General features: G+C 51.8%; 16 protein-coding genes. 9 read left to right on the top strand and 7 right to left on the bottom strand.

Going from position 1 to position 22,313, the window contains the following annotated elements:
• Positions 1-2: 2 nt before the first annotated feature.
• The 4 genes from aspC to pncB all read right to left on the bottom strand — a co-directional run bounded on the left by aspC (position 3) and on the right by pncB (position 5,846).
• Entirely contained in the window at positions 3-1,193 is a 1,191-nt protein-coding gene (gene aspC, locus ACLD11_RS14025; protein ID WP_411015026.1) for an aspartate transaminase, read from the bottom strand.
• Positions 1,194-1,377: 184 nt separating this feature from the next.
• Positions 1,378-2,469: a porin OmpF gene (gene ompF / locus ACLD11_RS14020; protein WP_079981435.1), complete on the bottom strand. Its 1,092-nt coding sequence runs from the start codon at positions 2,467-2,469 to the stop codon at positions 1,378-1,380.
• A gap of 605 nt (positions 2,470-3,074) precedes the next feature.
• Positions 3,075-4,475, bottom strand: a complete 1,401-nt coding sequence (asnS, locus tag ACLD11_RS14015; protein WP_411011856.1) for an asparagine--tRNA ligase — start codon at positions 4,473-4,475, stop codon at positions 3,075-3,077.
• Positions 4,476-4,643: 168 nt separating this feature from the next.
• Positions 4,644-5,846 (bottom strand): nicotinate phosphoribosyltransferase, encoded by a 1,203-nt coding sequence (gene pncB, locus ACLD11_RS14010; protein ID WP_411011855.1) that lies wholly within the window; start codon positions 5,844-5,846, stop codon positions 4,644-4,646.
• Between the two features lie 266 nt (positions 5,847-6,112).
• Between pncB and pepN the strand changes: the two genes are divergently transcribed.
• The 3 genes from pepN (at position 6,113) to zapC (ending at position 10,651) form a co-directional block, all read left to right on the top strand.
• Positions 6,113-8,725 (top strand): aminopeptidase N, encoded by a 2,613-nt coding sequence (pepN, locus tag ACLD11_RS14005; RefSeq protein WP_411015025.1) that lies wholly within the window; start codon positions 6,113-6,115, stop codon positions 8,723-8,725.
• 207 nt (positions 8,726-8,932) lie between these two features.
• Complete coding sequence (pyrD, locus tag ACLD11_RS14000; RefSeq protein ID WP_064000557.1) at positions 8,933-9,943, top strand: quinone-dependent dihydroorotate dehydrogenase; 1,011 nt, start codon at positions 8,933-8,935, stop codon at positions 9,941-9,943.
• Between the two features lie 165 nt (positions 9,944-10,108).
• Positions 10,109-10,651 carry a cell division protein ZapC gene (gene zapC, locus ACLD11_RS13995; RefSeq protein WP_411015024.1) on the top strand — a complete coding sequence of 181 codons (543 nt, stop codon included), beginning with the start codon at positions 10,109-10,111 and terminating at the stop codon, positions 10,649-10,651.
• Here the strand turns inward: zapC and ACLD11_RS13990 are convergent.
• Positions 10,648-11,757, bottom strand: a complete 1,110-nt coding sequence (locus tag ACLD11_RS13990) for a YcbX family protein (RefSeq protein WP_411015023.1) — start codon at positions 11,755-11,757, stop codon at positions 10,648-10,650. The two genes, zapC and ACLD11_RS13990, sit on opposite strands and share 4 nt — an antisense overlap.
• A gap of 98 nt (positions 11,758-11,855) precedes the next feature.
• Here ACLD11_RS13990 and rlmKL point away from each other — a divergent pair, with 98 nt between their 5' ends.
• The 6 genes from rlmKL to rmf all read left to right on the top strand — a co-directional run bounded on the left by rlmKL (position 11,856) and on the right by rmf (position 19,780).
• On the top strand, positions 11,856-13,964 hold the full coding sequence (rlmKL, locus tag ACLD11_RS13985) for a bifunctional 23S rRNA (guanine(2069)-N(7))-methyltransferase RlmK/23S rRNA (guanine(2445)-N(2))-methyltransferase RlmL (RefSeq protein WP_411015022.1): 2,109 nt from the start codon (positions 11,856-11,858) through the stop codon (positions 13,962-13,964).
• Positions 13,965-13,976: 12 nt separating this feature from the next.
• Positions 13,977-15,884, top strand: a complete 1,908-nt coding sequence (locus tag ACLD11_RS13980; protein ID WP_411011852.1) for an ABC transporter ATP-binding protein — start codon at positions 13,977-13,979, stop codon at positions 15,882-15,884.
• Between the two features lie 14 nt (positions 15,885-15,898).
• Positions 15,899-17,152 (top strand): membrane integrity-associated transporter subunit PqiA, encoded by a 1,254-nt coding sequence (gene pqiA, locus ACLD11_RS13975; RefSeq protein WP_411015021.1) that lies wholly within the window; start codon positions 15,899-15,901, stop codon positions 17,150-17,152.
• Positions 17,153-17,156: 4 nt separating this feature from the next.
• Complete coding sequence (gene pqiB, locus ACLD11_RS13970) at positions 17,157-18,797, top strand: intermembrane transport protein PqiB (protein ID WP_150362072.1); 1,641 nt, start codon at positions 17,157-17,159, stop codon at positions 18,795-18,797.
• On the top strand, positions 18,794-19,357 hold the full coding sequence (gene pqiC / locus ACLD11_RS13965; RefSeq protein WP_000759136.1) for a membrane integrity-associated transporter subunit PqiC: 564 nt from the start codon (positions 18,794-18,796) through the stop codon (positions 19,355-19,357). The genes pqiB and pqiC overlap by 4 nt, the downstream gene beginning before the upstream one ends.
• 255 nt (positions 19,358-19,612) lie before the next feature.
• Positions 19,613-19,780 (top strand): ribosome modulation factor, encoded by a 168-nt coding sequence (gene rmf, locus ACLD11_RS13960; protein WP_001537784.1) that lies wholly within the window; start codon positions 19,613-19,615, stop codon positions 19,778-19,780.
• A gap of 99 nt (positions 19,781-19,879) precedes the next feature.
• Here the strand turns inward: rmf and fabA are convergent, their stop codons facing one another.
• On the bottom strand, positions 19,880-20,398 hold the full coding sequence (gene fabA / locus ACLD11_RS13955) for a bifunctional 3-hydroxydecanoyl-ACP dehydratase/trans-2-decenoyl-ACP isomerase (protein ID WP_000227928.1): 519 nt from the start codon (positions 20,396-20,398) through the stop codon (positions 19,880-19,882).
• A gap of 68 nt (positions 20,399-20,466) precedes the next feature.
• A complete protein-coding gene (locus tag ACLD11_RS13950) occupies positions 20,467-22,227 on the bottom strand; it encodes a Lon protease family protein (RefSeq protein WP_350389503.1) in 1,761 nt (586 codons plus the stop codon).
• Between the last annotated feature and the right edge of the window lie 86 nt (positions 22,228-22,313).

The following is a 22,313-nucleotide window of genomic DNA, read 5'->3' as shown; positions in this document are numbered from 1 at the left end:
TTTTACAGTACCGCGACAATGGCTTCGCACAGCGGTGCCATATTATCCGGGGTCATGCCCGCCACGTTCACGCGACCAGAAGCCACGGCATAAACGCCAAACTCTTCACGCAGACGCAGCACCTGATCTTTGGTCAGACCGCTGAATGAGAACATCCCGTTCTGCTTGATAATAAAGCTGAAGTCACGGTTCGCGCCTTTTTCCTGCAAGGTATTCACGAACAGTTGACGCATACGCTGAATACGCTGGCGCATGTCCGTCAGTTCCTGTTCCCAGATAGCGCGCAGGGCGTCATTACTCAGGATAGTCGCGACGATGGACGCGCCGTGCGCTGGTGGGTTGGAGTAGTTAGCGCGAATGGCGGATTTCATCTGGCTAAAAGCGCGATCCACGGTTTCCACATCGGCAGCCACGAGGGTGCAGGCACCGACGCGTTCATTATATAAGCCGAAGTTTTTGGAGTAGGAGCTGGCGACAATAAGCTCTTTATGCAGCGCGGCAAAGGCGCGCAGACCTTCCGCATCTTCTTCCAGGCCGCGGGCAAAGCCCTGGTAAGCGAAATCGAATAGCGGCAGCCACCCTTTTTCAACGGAAAGCTCAGCCAGAACCTGCCACTGTTCCAGAGTAGGGTCAATGCCGGTTGGGTTATGACAGCAACCGTGGAACAGAACCACATCGCCGGTCTGTGCTTCGCTCAGGCTGGCTTGTAGCGCTTCAAAATCCAGCGTGTGATTTTCCGCATCGTAGTAAGCGTACTCCCGAACTTCCAGGCCGGCAGCGTTAAACACGCTCTTGTGGTTCGGCCAGCTGGGGTTGCTCACCCACACCCGTTTTACCGGAGTATTTTTTGCCAAAAAGTCGGCGGCAATGCGTAACGCGCCGGTACCGCCCGGCGTTTGCGCCGTGCGTGCGCGCTTATCGTTAATCAGCGCGCTGCCTTTGCCGAACAGCAGTTCCTGAGTACAGCGAGCAAATTCCGGAATCCCGTCAATGCCGAGATAGTTTTTCGTCGTTTCATTTTCCAGTAAATACTGCTCGGCTTTTTTAACGCTGGTGAGCACCGGTGTTTTGCCGGTTTCATCTTTATATACGCCAATGCCAAGGTTAATTTTCCCTGGACGGTCATCGGCGCGAAACAGATCGGCCAGGCCCAAAATTGGGTCGGCAGGAGCGGCGGTTATGTTCTCAAACATGACGAGGTTCCATTATAGTTACAGAAGGGAAATCCGCTATCAGGTTAACGGCAGATTTACAAAATGCCAACCGTTAGCGCTAAAAAGCCCGCCTGTTTTTGAAAGACGCACATTTTCTCTAAGAGAGATAAAAAAACAGGACCGAAGTCCTGTTTTTGAGGCATAAAACAAAGGGGTCTGCTGATCAGAACTGGTAAGTAATACCGACAGCCGCCTGATCGTCGGTGCCAACGTAGCTGGAGCTATAGTCGTTTTCGTCCAGCAGGTTGAAACGGTAGTCAACCCATACGTTCATATTTTTGTTGAAGTAGTAAGTCGCGCCCGCCTGAATATATTTCGCCAGATCGGCCGAGCCGTCGGTGCCGTTCAACTGCTTACCTTTACTCTGCACATACGAGATTGCCGGACGCAGGCCGAAGTCAAACTGGTACTGAGCGACCACTTCCAGGTTCTGCGTTTTATTTGCCATTTCCACGGTATCGGTAACCGTATTTTCAACAATACTCATATTGCGGGTTTCAGCATATACGGCAGCCAGGTAGACGTTGTTTGCATCATATTTCGCGCCAACGGCCCACGATTCTGCGCGATCGCCATTACCATCGCGATCCTGCTGATCGTTAGTACGTTTGCTGTTGCTGTACGCTGCGGTGACGCCAAAGCCGTCGAACTCATATGCCATGGTGTAACCTACGCCATCGCCATTCTGAGAGTTAATGCTGTGGTTGTCCTGATTTTTACCCTGATACTGGATACCGAAAGAGAGACCGTCCACCAGACCAAAGAAGTCAGAGTTACGATAGGTCAACAAACCGCCAGCACGGCTGGTCATGTAGTTATCGGTATAGGCGCCGCCCCAGGTTTCGCCGGAGAAGTAGGGGGCCATATCGGTATAGGATTCAACATCGTAAACGATACCGTAGTTACGACCATAATCGATTGAACCCACTTCCGCGTATTTCAAACCCGCGAAGGCCAGACGGACCAGATTCGAGTTCTGCTGTTCGCCTTCAGCGCGGTCTGCTTTAGTACGGTATTCCCACTGACCGAAACCGGTCAGATCGGTGTTAATCTGCGTTTCCCCTTTAAAACCAATCTGGGCATAAGTCTGGTCGGCATTTTTGCTATCGCCGGTCGTTGTCCATACGTGACGACCCACGGCTTTACCGTACAGATCCAGCTTATTACCATCTTTATTATAAATTTCTGCTGCGTTTGCGGTTGCAGCAGCCAGCAGGGCAGGGATCACCGCTGCCAGGATTTTGCGCTTCATCATTATTTATTACCCTCATTGGTTTTTTTATATGACACCTGCCACTGCCGTCAATAAATTCCGTCAATAAAAATTTACAGAAATATTGATGAGAGTTTGGTGTCTTTATGTGTCTGACAGGCATCTTTCCATTCAAACTAACGTTTCGCTACCGTGAAAGTGCTACAAATATAAAAATTTAGTTTCAAAAAGAAAGAATATGTAAATAAATGTTATTTTTGCGGAACTTTGTGAACAACGTCAAACTTCCCCTGAGTTCTCGCTTTGATTTGATCATTTTTATTTTATCACTATGATTTTATTGCATTTATTGGTTTGCGACACCGTTGTGCCTGAAAAAGCAGCAGACGAGCTATTTCATAAAAATAGCCATTTAGAAGTCTTGATGTCTGAAATTGTGGTGAAAAATTGTGCTATTAGAACAGAAAAATCTAATCCGCAATAAAATTAAGGATTAATTTTTATGTGTAAATATTTTTGTGAAATATACCGTAACAAGATGTGGTAATTCAGAGGGTTGTAATTAAATTTATTTACTTATTGATAATAAAGCTGACATTCAGGCGAAAAAAAGGCCAGCATAGCTGGCCTTGAGTGTGACGTAAAAATCAGAAGCTGGCGTTGCGTGGGGTCCGTGGGAACGGAATAACATCGCGCACGTTTTGCACACCAGTGACGTAAGCAATAAGGCGTTCAAAGCCCAGGCCAAAGCCGGAATGCGGTACAGTACCGTAGCGACGCAAGTCGCGATACCACCAGTAATCCTCTTTATTCAGCCCCATTTCGGCCATACGGGCATCCAGCACATCCAGACGCTCTTCACGCTGAGAACCACCGATGATTTCGCCGATTCCCGGCGCCAGCACATCCATGGCAGCCACGGTTTTGCCATCTTCGTTAAGGCGCATGTAAAACGCTTTAATTTCTTTCGGATAGTTTTTCACCACTACCGGCGCTTTGAAATGCTCTTCCGCCAGATAGCGTTCGTGTTCGGAAGAGAGGTCGACGCCCCAGAACACCGGGTTTTCAAATGTCTTACCACAGCGTTCGAGAATGGCGACCGCATCGGTGTAATCCACCTGAGCGAAGTCGGTGGAGACAAAACGCTCCAGACGAGCGATAGCGTCTTTATCCACGCGTTCGGCAAAGAACTTCATGTCATCCGCACGCTCTTCCAGAACCGCGTTGAAGACATATTTCAGCATGGCTTCCGCCAGACGGGCGTTGTCTTCCAGATCGGCGAACGCCACTTCCGGCTCCAGCATCCAGAACTCCGCCAGGTGACGGCTGGTGTTGGAATTTTCCGCGCGGAAGGTCGGCCCAAAAGTATAGATTTTGGACAGCGCACAGGCATACGTTTCACCGTTGAGCTGGCCGGAGACGGTCAGGAATGACTCTTTGCCAAAAAAGTCTTTGTCAAAATCTACTCTGCCCTGGTCGTTACGCGGCAGGTTTTCCAGATCCAACGTTGAGACGCGGAACATTTCGCCAGCGCCTTCGGTATCGGAAGCGGTAATCAGCGGGGTAGAGACCCAAAAGAAACCCTGCTCATCGAAGAAGCGATGCAGCGCCTGCGCCAGAGTATGGCGGACGCGCGCTACCGCGCCAATCAGGTTGGTGCGCGGGCGCAGATGCGCGACCTCACGCAGATACTCAATGCTATGGCGTTTTGCCGCCATCGGGTAGGTATCCGGATCTTCCACCCAGCCTGCGACCTCTACTTTCGTGGCCTGGATTTCGAAACTTTGCCCCTGTCCCGGCGACGCGGCAACCTTACCTGTTACTACCACGGAGCAGCCTGTCGTCAGGTGTAATACTTCTTCATTATAATTGGGCAGAGAATTATTAATGACAGCCTGTACAGGATCAAAGCAGGAGCCGTCATAAACGGCGAGGAAGGAGATGCCAGCTTTTGAATCTCGGCGGGTACGCACCCATCCGCGCACGGTGACTTCTTGGTCAACGGCTACGCGGCCCTGGAGTACGTCGGCTACAGGCACAACGCTCATAATATTCTCTCTGTTAATAGTCGGAAAAAATAAACACTTGTCCACCCGAAATGGGGGTATTCCTATGTTACCTGGCATCTGCAATCAGACAAGCAGAAATCGCAGCTGAAGTGAAAGATTTCGGAAATAAACCTGAAAAAGGAGCCCTGGCAGGCTCCCTGGAAAGAATTAACTGGCTTTGCGGATCTGCGGGAGATCAAAGGCTTTACGCAGCGCGCGCACAAACGCTTTATCATGACAGATCGTTTTACCGGGGCTGTCGGAAAGTTTAGCCACCGGCTTTCCGTTACATTCCACGAGCTTAATCACGATATTGAGCGGTTTTATCTGAGGGATATCGCAGGTCAGGCGGGTACCGATGCCGAAGCTTAACTGCACGCGAGAGGCGAAATGGCGATAGAGCTCGACCGCCTTTTGCAGATCAAGGTTATCTGAAAAGACCAGCGTTTTTGTCAGCGGATCAATCCCCAGCTTTTCATAATGGGCAATCGCCTTTTCGCCCCATTCGACAGGGTCTCCTGAGTCGTGGCGTAACCCCTGATAACGGCTGGCAAATTCAATGCCGAAATCGCGTAAAAACGCATCCATTGTAATGCAATCTGTCAATGCGATACCAAGCTGGTCCGGATATTCGTTAAGCCAGGCGGCCAACGCGGCACGCTGGCTGGTCGCCAGGTCCGGACTGATTTGTTGATGCGCCTGGAACCATTCGTGCGCCTGAGTGCCCATCGGCGTCAGCGCCAGGCGACGCGCGAGATCATAGTTGCTGGTGCCGACGAACCATGACTCCTGCTGGAGACGTTTAACTATCGCCTGCTGCACTTCACGAGAGAAACGGCGGCGGGTGCCGAAGTCCATCAGGTGGAAGCGGGACATATCGAGATCGGCGGTTAACGTAGTGAAATCAACCAGCTTACTTTCCAGCGCGTCGAGCGCCTGATCAACACCCGCGTTTGGCGAGCGGTAGTGATGAACCAGCTCACTGATCACGGCCAGCAGCGGCACTTCCCACATAATGACTTCACGCCACGGGCCGGTTAAGCGAATATTCAGCTTGCCGTGATCGTTGGTGACACAGACTTGAGCTGGGTTATAGCGAAACTCGCGTAACCAGTTCAGATAATCCGGTTTAAAAAAGGGCAGGCCGGAGAGCCACTGGAACTCGTCCTCCTGGAGGCGCAGGTGCTGCATCGCGTCCACCTGCTCGCGAATAGCATCGGCATAAATACCCAGCAGGTCGTCGCCACGGCAACGAAACTCAGCCGCTACCTGCACATCATAGTAGTGGTGAAAAACGGCTTGCTGCATATGCAACTTATAAGCATCTGTATCCAGCAACGAGTGCAGAACAGGAGAAGCGAATTGTGTCATAGGTGCGCTGTAGCGTCCTCTCACGGGAGCGTTTAGTACAATAAACAACTAAGAAAACCGCTGGAGTATACCTTGTTTAGCGATTTATTGAACCCCGATCACACCATAAGCTGTCTTTAGGGTCGAGCGCATTTCGTGCCCCATGTTATAAAAATGTAGCAAATAGGCCGTTTGTGCCTGAAAAGATGAACATTCTGCGTAGCGCGATTTGCGCAACAGGAATAGACTGGAGTTGACACTCTACACAAAGATGCGAAAGGTTTTTTATGACACAACAGCCACAAGCCAAATACCGCCATGACTATCGCGCGCCGGATTACCAGATTACTGATATTGACTTGGCCTTTGACCTCGATGCCGAAAAAACCGTGGTCACCGCAATAAGCCAGGCTGTTCGTCATGGCGCGCCTGATGCGCCTCTTCGCCTTGATGGGGAAGATTTAACGCTGGTATCTATCCACGTCAACGATGCGCCGTGGACAGCATATAAGGAAGAAGAGGGCGCGCTTATCATCAGCGACCTGCCAGAGCGTTTTACGTTACGCATTGTCAACGAGATAAGTCCGGCGGCGAATACGGCGCTGGAAGGATTGTACCAGTCCGGCGATGCGCTCTGTACCCAGTGTGAAGCGGAGGGCTTCCGCCATATTACCTGGTATCTTGACCGCCCGGACGTACTGGCGCGATTTACCACCAAAATTATTGCCGATAAAAGCAAATATCCGTTCCTGCTTTCCAATGGCAACCGTGTTGCGCAGGGTGAACTGGAGAATGGCCGTCACTGGGTTCAGTGGCAAGATCCGTTCCCGAAACCGTGTTATCTGTTTGCGCTGGTGGCCGGTGATTTTGACGTGCTGCGCGATACCTTTACCACCCGCTCCGGGCGTGACGTCGCGTTAGAACTGTACGTTGACCGTGGCAATCTGGATCGCGCGCCGTGGGCAATGACCTCGCTGAAAAATTCCATGAAATGGGATGAAACGCGTTTTGGGCTCGAATATGACCTCGACATCTATATGATTGTCGCGGTGGATTTCTTTAATATGGGCGCGATGGAGAATAAAGGTCTCAATATCTTTAACTCCAAATACGTGCTGGCGCGAACCGATACCGCGACGGATAAAGATTATCTCGATATTGAGCGCGTGATAGGTCATGAGTATTTCCACAACTGGACCGGCAACCGCGTCACCTGCCGCGACTGGTTCCAGTTGAGCCTGAAAGAGGGGCTAACCGTGTTCCGCGATCAGGAGTTTAGCTCTGATTTGGGGTCACGCGCGGTGAACCGCATCAGTAACGTGCGAACCATGCGCGGTTTACAATTCGCGGAAGACGCCAGCCCGATGGCGCATCCTATCCGCCCGGATAAAGTAATCGAAATGAATAACTTCTACACCCTCACCGTTTATGAAAAGGGTGCGGAAGTCATTCGCATGATCCACACGTTGCTGGGTGAGGAAAATTTCCAGAAGGGGATGCAGCTTTATTTTGAGCGCCATGATGGCAGCGCCGCGACGTGTGATGACTTCGTACAGGCGATGGAAGATGCTTCTAATGTCGATTTGTCCCATTTCCGCCGCTGGTACAGTCAGTCCGGCACGCCGATTGTAACGGTAAAAGATGATTATAATCCGGAAACCGAGCAGTACACGTTGACCATCAGCCAGCGTACTCCGGCGACGGCGGATCAGGCGGAGAAGCAGCCGCTGCATATTCCATTCGCCATCGAACTGTACGATAACGAAGGCAACGTCATTCCGTTGCAAAAAGGCGGTCATCCGGTCAATGCCGTGCTGAACGTCACGCAGGCGGAGCAGACATTTACCTTCGATAATGTCTACTTCCAGCCTGTTCCGGCCTTGCTGTGCGAGTTTTCAGCGCCGGTGAAACTGGAATATAAATGGAGCGATCAGCAGTTGACGTTCCTGATGCGCCATGCGCGCAATGATTTCTCCCGTTGGGATGCGGCGCAAAGCCTGCTGGCCACATACATTAAACTGAATGTGGCGCGTCATCAGCAGGGGCAACCGCTATCGCTTCCGGTGCATGTCGCTGATGCGTTCCGCGCAGTACTGTTGGATGAGAAAATCGATCCGGCGTTGGCCGCAGAAATTTTAACGCTGCCTTCGGCCAATGAAATTGCGGAGCTGTTTGAGGTCATTGACCCGATCGCCATTGCGCAAGTTCGTGAAGCGCTAACGCGTACGCTGGCGGCAGAACTGGCGGATGAGTTCCTGGCTATCTATAACGCCAATCATCTGGATGAGTATCGTGTTGATCACGGCGATATCGGTAAGCGCACGCTGCGCAATGCTTGCCTGCGCTTCCTGGCGTTCGGCGAGACGGAGCTGGCTAATACGCTGGTCAGCAAACAGTATCGCGACGCCAATAATATGACCGATGCGCTGGCGGCCCTGTCTGCTGCGGTGGCGGCGCAGTTGCCGTGCCGCGATACGCTGATGCAGGAGTATGACGATAAGTGGCATCAGGACGGCCTGGTAATGGATAAATGGTTTATCCTGCAATCCACAAGCCCGGCGGAAAATGTACTGGAAACCGTACGCGGCCTGCTCAAACACCGTTCTTTCAGTATGAGCAACCCGAACCGCATCCGTTCATTAATTGGCGCGTTTGCTGGCAGCAACCCGGCGGCGTTCCATGCGCAAGACGGTAGCGGATACCAGTTCCTGGTCGAGATGCTGACCGATCTGAATAGCCGTAACCCGCAGGTAGCATCTCGCCTCATTGAACCGCTGATTCGTCTGAAACGTTATGATGATAAGCGTCAGGAGAAAATGCGCGCGGCGCTGGAGCAGCTAAAAGGACTGGAGAATCTTTCCGGCGATCTGTACGAGAAGATAACTAAAGCGTTAGCCTGACAGTATCCGTTATAAAGAGGTAAGACATGCCCGGTAAGCGTTAGCGCTGCCGGGCATTTTTTTGCCGGACGATGACGCTCGCTGGCGAAACGTGAAATGAGAATGAAGGAAAACGATTGCTATTTATTGCCGTAGGTCAATTCCCTTTTGCTTTGTTATCGCCCATAATACGCCCCCGGTTTGCACACCGGGAATCCAGGAGAGTTCATGTACTATCCCTTCGTTCGTAAAGCCCTTTTCCAGCTCGATCCAGAGCGCGCTCATGAATTTACATTTCAACAATTACGCCGCATTACAGGTACGCCGCTGGAAGCGCTGGTGCGCCAGAAAGTACCGACAAAACCCGTTACCTGCATGGGACTTACCTTTAAAAATCCACTGGGGCTGGCTGCCGGTCTGGATAAAGACGGGGAGTGCATCGACGCGTTAGGCGCGATGGGGTTTGGCTCCCTGGAAATCGGCACCGTGACGCCGCGCCCACAGCCGGGTAACGATAAGCCGCGTCTTTTTCGTCTGGTGGATGCTGAAGGTCTGATCAATCGGATGGGCTTTAATAATCTGGGCGTCGATAACCTGGTCGAGAATGTTAAAAAAGCCCATTTTGATGGCATTCTGGGAATTAACATCGGTAAAAATAAAGATACGCCTGTCGAAAATGGCAAAGATGACTACCTGATTTGTATGGAAAAAGTTTATGCTTATGCGGGTTATATCGCCATTAATATTTCTTCGCCGAATACGCCAGGGCTACGTACGCTCCAGTATGGCGATGCGCTGGACGATCTGTTAACTGCCATTAAAAATAAGCAAAACGATCTTCAGGCGATCCACCATAAATATGTGCCGGTGGCAGTAAAGATCGCGCCGGATCTTTGTGAAGAAGAATTGATCCAGGTTGCCGATAGCCTGCTTCGTCATAATATTGATGGGGTGATTGCGACAAATACCACCCTCGATCGTTCTCTGGTACAAGGAATGAAAAATTGCCAGCAAACGGGGGGATTAAGTGGCCGGCCATTACAATTAAAAAGCACAGAAATTATTCGCCGTTTATCCCTGGAATTAAAAGGACAATTGCCTATTATCGGCGTCGGCGGCATTGACTCAGTTATCGCCGCGCGCGAGAAGATAGCGGCAGGAGCTACGCTGGTACAAATTTATTCCGGCTTTATTTTTAAAGGCCCGCCATTGATTAAAGAAATCGTAACGCATATCTAAACTTTACCCTTTATCAGACAACCAGGGCTTTATTTCCGGCGCTGGTTGTTTTATATTTCTCCACTGTTGCTTATTTAGACATTTTAGGCTTTTATTATTGGGGTAATAAACGAAGCGGCGAAAGGACAATGCTGTTACGAGTTGCTTAAAAGCGGGAGAGAGGTAATGCGAATTAAACCTGACGATAACTGGCGCTGGTATTATGATGAAGAGCACGATCGTATGATGCTCGATCTCGCCAATGGTATGCTTTTTCGCTCGCGCTTCTCTCGTAAAATGCTTACGCCGGACGCGTTTTGCCCGACCGGTTTTTGTGTGGATGATGCCGCGCTCTATTTTTCCTTTGAAGAAAAATGCCGGGATTTCGAATTAACCAAAGAGCAACGCGCGGAGCTGGTGTTGAATGCGCTGGTGGCGATTCGCTATCTCAAACCGCAGATGCCAAAAAGCTGGCATTTTGTGGCGCATGGCGAAATGTGGACCCCGGGAATGGGCGATGCCGCAAGCGTCTGGTTAAGCGATACTGCGGAACAGGTTAATTTGCTGGTCGTTGAGCCGGGAGAAAATGCCGCGTTGTGTCTGCTGGCACAGCCGGGCGTGGTGATAGCAGGCCGAACCATGCAGCTTGGCGATGCGATTAAAATTATGAACGACAGGCTGAAACCGCAGGTTCACTGTCACAGTTTCAGCCTTGAACAAGCGGTTTAATTTTCCAGTCGTAACGCGGTCTTAGGCACGCAGCTACAGCTCAGAATCGTACCATCGTCACCCATAGCCGATTTTTTCAGCGGACTTACTTCGCCTTCCAGCAAACGTATCCGGCAGCAACCACAGATACCTGCCCGGCAAGAATACGGAATACGAATTCCCTGATTCTCCAACTGTTCCAGTAGTACCTGTTGATTATTCCCGCAGAAGGTTTGCCCCTGCCAGTCGATGGTTACACTCGCGTCCGGGTGTTTATCTGACGTAACGCTGTCGTCGACCGTTGTGGCGCCATAAGCTTTTGCCGGGGCTGTCGCCAGAATCTCCACTTCATCGCCGACGCGAATGACGCCGCTATTGCGGGCAATCAGATTCTGACCGAAATCCACATCGCCATTGTCCTGGGCGGTACGAAAAGCTTGCAGTGTCGCCAGCGGTTCGCCGGAAGGATGTTTTTGCCCCTTTTCAGGGCTGACGGTCGTAAAAATACAGCGGCTACAGGGCTTCACGACGTCAAAAATCACATCGCCAATGCGAAGCACTTTCCAGCTATCTTCCTCCCAGGCCGCTACGCCGGAAACCACTAAGTTTGGGCGAAATTGTTCCATTTGTACGCCTGCCGGACAACGCTGTTGCAGATCGCGCAGCGAGGCTTCGTTGGTCAATAAATACGGGTAGCCATCGGCAAATCCCAGCGGCACCGCGTTATGCCGTTTAACCCGGCGCGTCAATTGCGGCCCAACCCAGCGCAACTGGACATCGCGGGAGAAAAAGCCGCTCAACCATTGATTAATCGCCGTCGGGGCGACGCGAGCGGTAAAATGGTTTCCCCAGACCTCGGTCGGCGCATCCTGCGGGGTGAAATCCGTAAAGCGAACCAGCGCGCTACTGCCGTCTGGCGCGGTCAAATGGAGGCCGTCGTGTAAGGGAGAGGGGGTAAAACGTACCATTTGTGGAAACTGGCGGGCGGTGATAAATGTGCCGTCAGGCTCGGTTATCATGAAGATGCGATCAAAAGCCAGGCCGCTGATATCTGCCAGCGCATGAGTCAGACCAATGCCGCGCATGGATTTGACCGGATGAATAAAGAGCCGTGATAACGTCGCCACCGTACAGTCCCTCAAATGAAAATAAGCCTTCAACTTTATGACATGGGCGTGAGATTAGCTATAATGCGCAACAATTTTCTTAGCGTAAAAGTGACAATATGAATTCTCTGTTTGCCAGTACGGCCCGCGGGCTGGAAGAGCTGTTAAAAACTGAACTGGAAAAACTGGGCGCCGTAGGGTGTCAGGTTGTTCAGGGTGGGGTCCATTTTCAGGGCGACACGCGGCTTATTTACCAGAGCCTGATGTGGAGCCGCCTGGCCTCGCGTATTATCCTGCCGATGGGTGAGTGCAAGGTCTACAGCGATCTCGATCTTTACCTCGGCGTTCAGGCGATAAACTGGACAGAGATTTTTAATCCTGGCGCGACGTTTGCGGTGCATTTCAGCGGCCTGAACGACACCATCCGTAATAGTCAGTATGGCGCGATGAAAGTTAAAGACGCGATTGTCGATGCATTTACGCGGAAAAATCTTCCGCGTCCAAATGTGGACCGCGAATCGCCGGACCTCCGTATTAACGTCTGGCTGAATAAAGAAACTGCCAGCATTGCGCTGGATCTCAGTGGTGATGGCCTGCACCTGCGCGGTTATCGCGATCGCACCGGGCTGGCGCCAATTAAAGAGACGCTGGCGGCAGCGATTGTTATGCGTTCCGGCTGGCAACCCGGTACGCCGCTACTCGACCCTATGTGTGGTTCGGGGACACTGTTGATTGAGGCCGCGATGTGGGCGACCGATCGCGCGCCGGGCCTGCACCGTGGTCACTGGGGATTTAGCGGCTGGGCACAGCATGACGAAACTATCTGGCAGGAAGTGAAAGCCGAAGCGCAGACCCGGGCGCGTAAGGGGCTGGCGGAGTATTCCTCTCATTTCTACGGTTCCGACAGCGATGCGCGCGTCATTGAGCGGGCGCGCAGCAACGCCCGTCGCGCCGGTATCGGGGAGCTTATCACCTTTGAAGTGAAAGATGTGGCGCAACTGAGTAATCCATTGCCGAAAGGCCCGTATGGTACGGTGATCAGTAACCCGCCTTACGGCGAACGTCTGGACAGCGAACCGGCGCTGATTGCGTTGCACAGCCTGCTGGGCCGTACCATGAAAAATCAGTTTGGCGGCTGGAACCTGTCGCTGTTCAGCGCTTCGCCCGATTTGCTGGGCAGCCTGCAATTGCGTGCCGACAAACAGTTTAAAGCCAAGAATGGCCCGCTGGACTGCGTGCAGAAAAACTATCATATTGCGGAAACCACGGCGGACAGTAAGCCGGCGACGGTGGCGGAAGATTACGCTAATCGCCTGCGTAAAAATATTAAAAAGCTGGAGAAATGGGCGCGCCAGGAAGGGATTGAATGCTATCGCTTGTATGATGCCGACCTGCCGGAATATAACGTGGCGGTAGACCGTTACGGCGACTGGGCGGTGATTCAGGAATATGCGCCACCGAAAACGGTGGATGCGCAAAAAGCGCGGCAGCGTCTGTTCGATATTATTGCGGCAACCTTGTCAGTGCTCGGTATTCCGCCGAATAAACTGGTGTTAAAAACCCGCGAACGGCAAAAAGGAAAAAACCAGTATCAGAAAATGAGCGAGAAGGGCGAGTTCCTTGAGGTCAGCGAATATAATGCGCGCTTATGGGTAAATCTGACGGATTATCTCGACACCGGTCTGTTCCTCGATCACCGTATTGCCCGCAGGATGCTGGGAGAAATGAGCAAAGGCAAAGATTTCCTGAATCTCTTTTCTTATACCGGCAGCGCCAGCGTACATGCAGGTCTGGGCGGCGCGCGCAGCACCACAACGGTAGATATGTCCCGCACCTATCTGGAGTGGGCCGAACGTAATTTGCGTCTGAACGGACTGAGCGGCCGCGCGCATCGCCTGATTCAGGCCGACTGCCTGGGCTGGCTGCGCGAGGCGAATGAACAGTTCGATTTGATCTTTATCGATCCACCGACGTTCTCTAACTCAAAACGTATGGAAGAGTCGTTTGATGTTCAGCGCGATCATGTCGCGTTAATGAAAGATTTAAAACGCCTGCTGCGTAAAGGCGGCACCATCATGTTCTCAAATAATAAGCGCGGATTCCGTATGGATCTGGAAGGTTTGGCGGAACTGGGGCTTGCAGCACAAGAAATTACGCAAAAAACGCTCTCCCCGGATTTTGCCCGTAACCGTCAGATCCATAACTGCTGGCTGATCCGCGCCGCCTGAAAGGAAAAGTAAATGTCATTAATCAGTATGCATGGCGCATGGCTGTCGTTCAGCGACGCGCCGCTTCTCGATAACGCAGAGTTGCATATCGAAGATAACGAACGCGTCTGTCTGGTGGGGCGTAACGGCGCCGGGAAATCCACCTTGATGAAGATTCTTAACCGCGAACAGGGTCTGGACGATGGGCGTATTATTTATGAGCAGGATCTGATCGTCGCGCGTCTGCAACAGGACCCGCCACGTAATATTGCGGGCAGCGTCTATGACTTTGTCGCCGAAGGTATCGAAGAACAAGCGGAATACCTCAAGCGTTATCATGAGATTTCCCGTTTGGTGATGACCGATCCCAGCGAGAAAAACCTCAATGAAATGGCGCGTGTACAGGAACAGCTCGATCATCATAATCTGTGGCAGCTGGAAAACCGTATTAATGAAGTGCTGGCGCAGCTTGGACTCGATCCTAACGCCGCGCTGTCGTCGCTCTCCGGCGGCTGGCTGCGTAAAGCCGCGCTGGGTCGGGCGCTGGTCAGCAATCCGCGCGTATTGTTACTGGATGAACCGACTAACCATCTGGATATCGAAACTATCGACTGGCTGGAAGGGTTTCTGAAAACCTTTAACGGAACGATTATTTTTATCTCTCACGATCGTTCGTTTATTCGCAATATGGCGACCCGCATTGTCGATCTCGATCGTGGCAAACTGGTCACCTATCCGGGAAATTACGATCAATACCTGCTGGAGAAAGAAGAAGCGCTGCGCGTAGAAGAATTACAAAACGCGGAATTTGATCGCAAACTGGCGCAGGAAGAAGTCTGGATTCGCCAGGGTATCAAGGCGCGCCGCACCCGTAATGAAGGGCGCGTGCGGGCGTTAAAAGCGATGCGTCGTGAACGCAGCGAGCGTCGGGAAGTGATGGGCACGGCGAAGATGCAGGTCGAAGAGGCGACGCGCTCCGGTAAAATCGTTTTTGAGATGGAAAACGTCGATTACCAGGTAGAAGGAAAACAACTGGTAAAAGATTTCTCCGCTCAGGTGCAGCGCGGCGACAAGATTGCGTTAATTGGCCCGAACGGCTGCGGTAAAACCACGCTACTGAAACTGATGCTGGGACAGCTTCAGGTTGACAGCGGGCGCATCCACGTAGGAACGAAGCTGGAAGTCGCCTACTTCGATCAGCATCGCGCCGAACTGGACCCGGAAAAAACCGTGATGGATAACCTTGCGGAAGGCAAGCAAGAGGTGATGGTAAACGGTAAGCCGCGCCATGTACTGGGCTATTTGCAGGACTTCCTGTTTCACCCCAAACGGGCGATGACACCCGTTCGCGCGCTTTCCGGCGGCGAACGTAACCGTCTGCTGCTGGCACGACTGTTCCTCAAGCCGAGCAATCTTTTAATTCTCGATGAACCAACGAACGATCTTGACGTCGAAACGCTGGAACTATTAGAAGAATTAATTGATGGCTATCAGGGCACGGTACTACTGGTCAGCCACGATCGGCAATTTGTCGATAATACCGTGACGGAATGCTGGATTTTCGAGGGCGGCGGCAAAATCGGACGTTATATCGGCGGCTACCATGATGCGCGCGCGCAGCAAGAGCAGCATCTGGCGACGAAACAGCCGATGGCGAAAAAAAATGAGGAAGTTATTGCCCCTAAAGCAGAAATTGTAAAACGTGGCAGTAGCAAACTAAGCTATAAACTGCAGCGCGAGCTGGAGCAGTTACCCGGTCAGCTTGAAGACCTGGAAGCGAAGCTGGAAGCGCTACAGGCGCAGGTTGCGGATGCGGCCTTTTTTAGCCAACCCCATGAGCAAACGCAAAAAGTTCTGGCCGATTTAAGTCAGGCGGAGCAAGAACTTGAGCAAGCCTTCGAACGTTGGGAGTATCTTGAAGGTCTGAAAAACGGGGCATAACGAAAGGAGCTCCTATGTGTGAACATCACCATGCTGCGAAGCACATATTGTGCTCGCAATGCGACATGCTGGTGGCTTTACCCCGCCTCTCGCATGGGCAAAAAGCAGCATGTCCACGATGCGGCGCAACGTTAACGACCGAGTGGGACGCGCCCCGGCAGCGTCCTACAGCCTATGCGTTAGCGGCACTATTTATGTTGCTGCTTTCTAACCTTTTTCCCTTCGTGAATATGAATGTCGCGGGCGTCACCAGCGAAGTCACGCTTCTGGAAATCCCCGGCGTCATGTTTTCTGAAGATTACGCCAGCCTCGGCACGTTCTTTTTATTATTTGTCCAACTGGTGCCGGCATTTTGCCTGGTGACCATTATATTACTTGTCAACCGCGCCAATCTGCCGTTGTCGGTAAAAAAAACGCTGGCAAGGATTTTTTTCCTCCTCAAATCGTGGGGAATGGCGGAAATATTTCTCGCCGGGGTGTTGGTCAGTTTTGTTAAGCTGATGGCCTACGGCGATATCGGCATCGGCAGCAGCTTTATTCCCTGGTGCTTATTTTGTCTCGTTCAACTGCGGGCGTTCCAGTGTGTCGATCGCCGCTGGTTGTGGGATGATATCGCCCCGCAGCCTGCACTGGCGCAGCCGTTAACGCCGGGGATTACCGGTATCCGGCAGTCTTTGCGTTCTTGCGCCTGCTGCACGGCGATCCTGCCTGCGGAGAGTCTCGTCTGTCCGCGTTGCCATACGAAAGGCTATGTCCGGCGTAAAAACAGTTTGCAGTGGACGCTGGCGTTATTATTTACCTCGATCATGCTTTATCTGCCCGCCAATATTTTGCCGATTATGATTACCGACTTACTGGGCTCGAAAATGCCGTCGACCATTCTGGCTGGCGTGATTTTGCTGTGGAGCGAGGGGTCTTATCCGGTGGCGGCGGTTATCTTTCTCGCCAGTATTATGGTGCCGACGCTAAAAATGATCGCCATTGCCTGGCTTTGTTGGGATGCGAAAGGCCACGGTAAGCGCGACAGTGAACGGATGCATTTTATTTATGAAGTAGTGGAGTTTGTGGGGCGCTGGTCAATGATTGATGTCTTTGTCATTGCCGTACTCTCTGCGCTGGTGCGCATGGGAGGGTTAATGAATATTTATCCTGCGATGGGTGCGTTGATGTTTGCTTTAGTCGTCATAATGACAATGTTTTCTGCGATGACCTTTGATCCGCGTCTGTCGTGGGATCGTGAATACGAACCAGGCCATGAGGAGTCCTGATAGCATGGAACCTAAAAAAGGGGAAGCCAAAGTACAAAAGGTGAAAAATTGGTCGCCTGTCTGGATATTCCCGATTGTTACTGCGCTTATCGGAGCCTGGATTCTGTTTTATCACTACAGCCACCAGGGACCGGAAGTTACCTTAATCACCACCAATGCGGAAGGCATTGAAGGCGGAAAAACGACGATCAAAAGTCGCAGCGTGGATGTCGGCGTGGTTGAAAGCGCGACGCTGACTGACGATCTGACCCATGTACAAATCAAAGCGCGGCTTCATTCCGGTATGGAAAAATTGCTGCATAAAGACTCGGTATTTTGGGTCGTAAAACCGCAGGTGGGGCGTGAAGGCATCAGCGGGCTTGGGACGCTGTTATCAGGCGCATATATTGAACTACAACCAGGGAATAAGGGCAGCCAGCCAGAAAGCTATCAGCTTCTTGACTCACCGCCGTTGGCACCGCCTGATGCCAAAGGTATTCGTGTGATTCTGGACAGCAAAAAGGCCGGTCAACTCAGTCCCGGCGATCCCGTTCTGTTCCGGGGCTATCGGGTAGGGTCCGTTGAAACCAGCTCTTTCGATCCGCAAAAACGGACAATGAGTTATCAGTTGTTCATTAAGGCGCCAAACGATCGGTTGGTCACCAGTAATGTCCGATTCTGGAAAGATAGCGGTATCGCTGTGGATCTGACATCGGCGGGAATGCGCGTGGAAATGGGATCGTTGACGACGTTGTTTGGCGGCGGCGTGAGTTTTGATGTGCCGGAAGGACTTGAGCAGGGGCAACCCGTCGCCGAAAAAACGGCGTTTAACCTCTACGACGATCAAAAAAGTATTCAGGATTCGCTGTACACCGATCATATCGATTACCTGATGTTCTTTAAAGATTCGGTGCGCGGATTACAACCCGGCGCGCCGCTGGAGTTCCGCGGTATTCGTCTGGGGACGGTAAGCAAAGTGCCTTTCTTTGCGTCTAATATGCGTCAGGTGTTTAACGACGATTACCGTATTCCTGTGCTGGTGCGCATTGAACCGGAGCGTCTGAAAGCGCAACTGGGAGAAAATGCGGATGTTGGCGCGCATTTGACGGAACTGCTTAAGCGCGGTTTACGCGCTTCGCTTAAAACCGGTAACCTGGTGACCGGGGCGCTGTATGTCGATCTGGATTTTTATCCTAAAGAGCCGCCGATTACCGGGCTACGTGAATTTGATGGTTATGAAATTATTCCCACCGTCAGCAGCGGCCTGGCGCAAATTCAACAGCGACTGGTGGAAACGCTGGATAAGATCAACAACCTGCCGCTGAATCCGATGATCGAACAAGCGACCAATACGCTGTCTGAAAGCCAGCGTACTATGCGTCGGCTGCAAACCACGCTGGATAATATGAACAAGATTACCTCCAGTCAGTCGATGCAGCAGCTTCCGGCGGATATGCAAACGACGTTACGCGAACTTAACCGCAGTATGCAAGGTTTCCAGCCTGGATCGGCGGCGTATAACAAAATGGTGGCGGATATGCAGCGTCTCGATCAGGTGCTTCGTGAGTTACAACCGGTGTTGAAAACTCTGAACGAGAAGAGCAACGCGCTGGTATTTGAAGCGAAGGATAAAAAAGATCCTGAGCCTAAGAGGGCGAAACAATGAAAAAATGGCTAGTCGTGATAATGGCGTTCTGGCTGGCGTCATGTAGCTCCGGCGGAGAGAATAAAAGCTATTATCAGCTCCCGATAGCGCAAAGCGGTGTGCAAAGCACCGCAAGCCAGGGCAACCGTCTCTTATGGGTAGAGCAGGTTTCCGTACCTGACTATCTGGCAGGTAACGGTGTGGTGTATCAAACCAGTGATGTCCAGTATGTGATTGCCAATAACAATCTGTGGGCCAGCCCGCTGGACCAGCAATTACGTAACACGCTGGTGGCGAATCTTAGCGCCCGGCTTCCTGGCTGGGTCGTCGCTTCCCAGCCGTTGGGAACCACCCAGGATACGTTAAACGTTACCGTAACCGGATTCCATGGACGTTACGATGGTAAAGTTATCGTCAGCGGGGAGTGGCTATTAAACCACAACGGACAACTGATTAAGCGGCCTTTCCATATCGAAGCCAGCCAGCAGAAAGATGGCTATGATGAGATGGTCAAAGTACTGGCAAGCGCATGGAGTCAGGAAGCAGCCGCTATCGCAGATGAGATAAAGCGACTTCCCTGAGATAAAAGTAATGTAAATTTAACCGCTTCAGGTCGTGCGCCTGAGGCGGTTTTTTTATTTTTGACGCCGGAAAAATAATTGTTCTGGCTCACATTTTTTGTACAAATGATTTACCGTATAGCTCACAAATATGACATTGGTGTGAATTTTGCGCATTGACGGGCGATCCATTTAGAGGTATTCGTGTAGTGTGATTGCACATTTTGTAATCACTGTTTTCTTTTCCACCAGATACAAATATGAGGGAAACGAGGCATGAAGAGACAAAAACGAGATCGCCTGGAACGGGCACATCAACGTGGATATCAGGCCGGCATCGCCGGACGATCAAAAGAAATGTGTCCCTATCAGACGCTGAATCAACGGTCATACTGGTTGGGAGGTTGGCGACAAGCCATGGAGGACAGGGCGGTAATGGCCTGATTCTGTCTCTTTAGAAAAAGAAACCTCCGCAGTGCGGAGGTTTCGCCTTTATTGGCTTTGCAAGCATGATACCGATAGCGCGGAATATCAATTCAACACTTAGAACGCGGAAGTATCCTGGAACAAACCGACTTTCAAATCGTGTGCGGTATAGATCAGACGACCATCCACCAGAACCTCACCGTCCGCCAGGCCCATGATCAGGCGACGGTTTACGATACGTTTGAAATGAATGCGATAGGTGACTTTCCTGGCTGTTGGCAGAACCTGGCCGGTAAATTTCACTTCGCCCACGCCCAGAGCGCGGCCTTTGCCTTCGCCGCCCAACCAGCCCAGGTAGAATCCCACCAATTGCCACATAGCATCCAGACCCAGACAACCGGGCATCACCGGATCGCCGATAAAGTGGCATCCGAAGAACCATAGATCCGGATTGATATCCAGCTCGGCTTCGACATAGCCTTTGTCGAAATTGCCGCCCGTTTCGGTCATCTTAACGACGCGGTCCATCATCAGCATGTTCGGCGCAGGGAGTTGCGGCCCTTTAGCGCCAAACAGTTCACCACGACCAGAGGCAAGAAGGTCTTCTTTTGTATAGGATTCGCGTTTATCTACCATGTTTTATGTAAACCTTATTTTATTGAAGCACGCAGGATAGCTAACACGTGTACGCTGAACAAGTCCGATCAGTTCGGAATAAAAGCGTTCAGCCAACGTAACGGCCACGGGAAACGATGGCGGCCTTCCTGTTGCGTCGCCTGCGCGATACGCTCCTGGATAGTCTGCATCAACGTCGTTTGACCTTCGCCATCCCACACCAGATTTAACAGTAACGGTAAGGCGTCGGTCACGTCGTCTACCGCCCAGATAGTGAACTTCTCTTCTTTAACCGCTTGCAGCAGTTCAGATTTAAGACTGAGATGGCGGACATTGGCGGCAGGGATAATCACGCCCTGTTTACCGTTTAATTCCCGCTGCTCGCAGATGGCGAAGAAACCTTCAATTTTTTCGTTTAGCCCGCCCACCGGTTGCGCGCGACCAAACTGATCGACCGAGCCGGTAATCGCAATGTTTTGATTCACTGGCACATTGGCCAGCGCGCTGATGAGCGCACATAATTCCGCCATTGAGGCGCTATCGCCATCCACTTCGCTGTAGGACTGCTCAAAGGTTAACGAGGCAGAGAAGGGAATTTGTTGCTCCAGCTGCAACTCCGACATCAGGAAGGCCTGCATAATCATCATTCCCTTAGCGTGGATATTTCCGCCAAGTTCGGCCTTGCGCTCAATATCGTTAAATTCGCCATCGCCGATATGCACAACACAGCTAATTCGCGACGGTTCGCCAAAGGCGCGCGGATGCCCGGGAAACTCAATGACGGAAAGCGCATTGATTTGTCCAACGCGTTCGCCTTCGGTTTCAATCAGGATCTGCTCTTGCAGAATCTCATCCTGCATCCGCTCCGCCAGAAAGCCTTCTCGCCATTCGCGTCGGGCAAGCATCAGGCTGAGCGCTTCTGCGCCGCAGGTATCGCCTTCGCATAAAGGCGACGCCTCCTTAAACTGGCGGGCTATCCACAGTGGGCAAAGAGGCAGCGTATCCTGTTCGCCGGTATAGCGCACAGCCTCGCGTATCAGGACGGGCCAGGCGTCCGGCGCCGGGGCAGGCAAATTATCGCGTGAAGCGATACGCGTCACCCATTGACACCACAGGGTCATAGCTTCTGCGTCCGCTATCTGTAAATTGTCTTCAAATTCACTGTAGATAGCCTGTTCCGCGAGCTCCGGTTCCATCTCCTGAAAATCGGCCAGTGATTCACGTTCGCCAACCAGAATCACCTTCAGTTTGAGCGGCATTGATGGCACGGAGACCGGCAATGGACGCGATTCGTCAAAGGCCACCCAGTCAAAACGTTCGCGGCTAACGATGGCTTTCAGACGCATCCATAGCAACGGCTGCGCCAGAAGGGTTCGTAAGGAAATAATCAGCACGCCGCCGTTCGCCTGATGAACCAGTCCCGGCTGCAGGGTAATGTCGCCGTTATACTGCCGTAGGCAACCAAAGAGCTGTTCGGCTTCGACCCAGTCCGCGCTGACGACTTGTGTGACGGTGGCAAAGTTGTCTTGCGCATTCTGCGCGGCGCGGTAATGAACAGTATGCCCGGAAACATCATAATGTCCGCCGGTTAATTGTCCGGCATCGGTTTGCAGAGCGCGGACGGCATCTGAAAGTAAAGTGAGATACTCTTGCTCTTCAGGCGCTTTAGTCAGCATAAAAGAGGATGAGCTCCACGGCTGAATAAGCTGCTCAAGCGCAAATTGCAGTCGTGGCTGAGTATCACTGAGTAAGGTGTCGTTTTCGTCAGTCGCGTGTGGCTGTGCAAATATCTCCTGATAGCTTTCGCTATCCGGAACCAGATCACGCCATGCAAGTTTCGTAATGGTCAAAGTTGAGGTTTTTTAGTCTGTTGTAAAAGGGGGGATTATAGCCTAACCCGTCACGCTGCACACGCGGAAAGCGAATGCAAAGTAAT

This window comes from Salmonella sp. 741265116_PST (assembly GCF_046567715.1).
GTDB classification, from domain to species: domain Bacteria; phylum Pseudomonadota; class Gammaproteobacteria; order Enterobacterales; family Enterobacteriaceae; genus Salmonella; species Salmonella enterica.
This window is presented reverse-complemented; position numbering and strand designations above follow the sequence as displayed.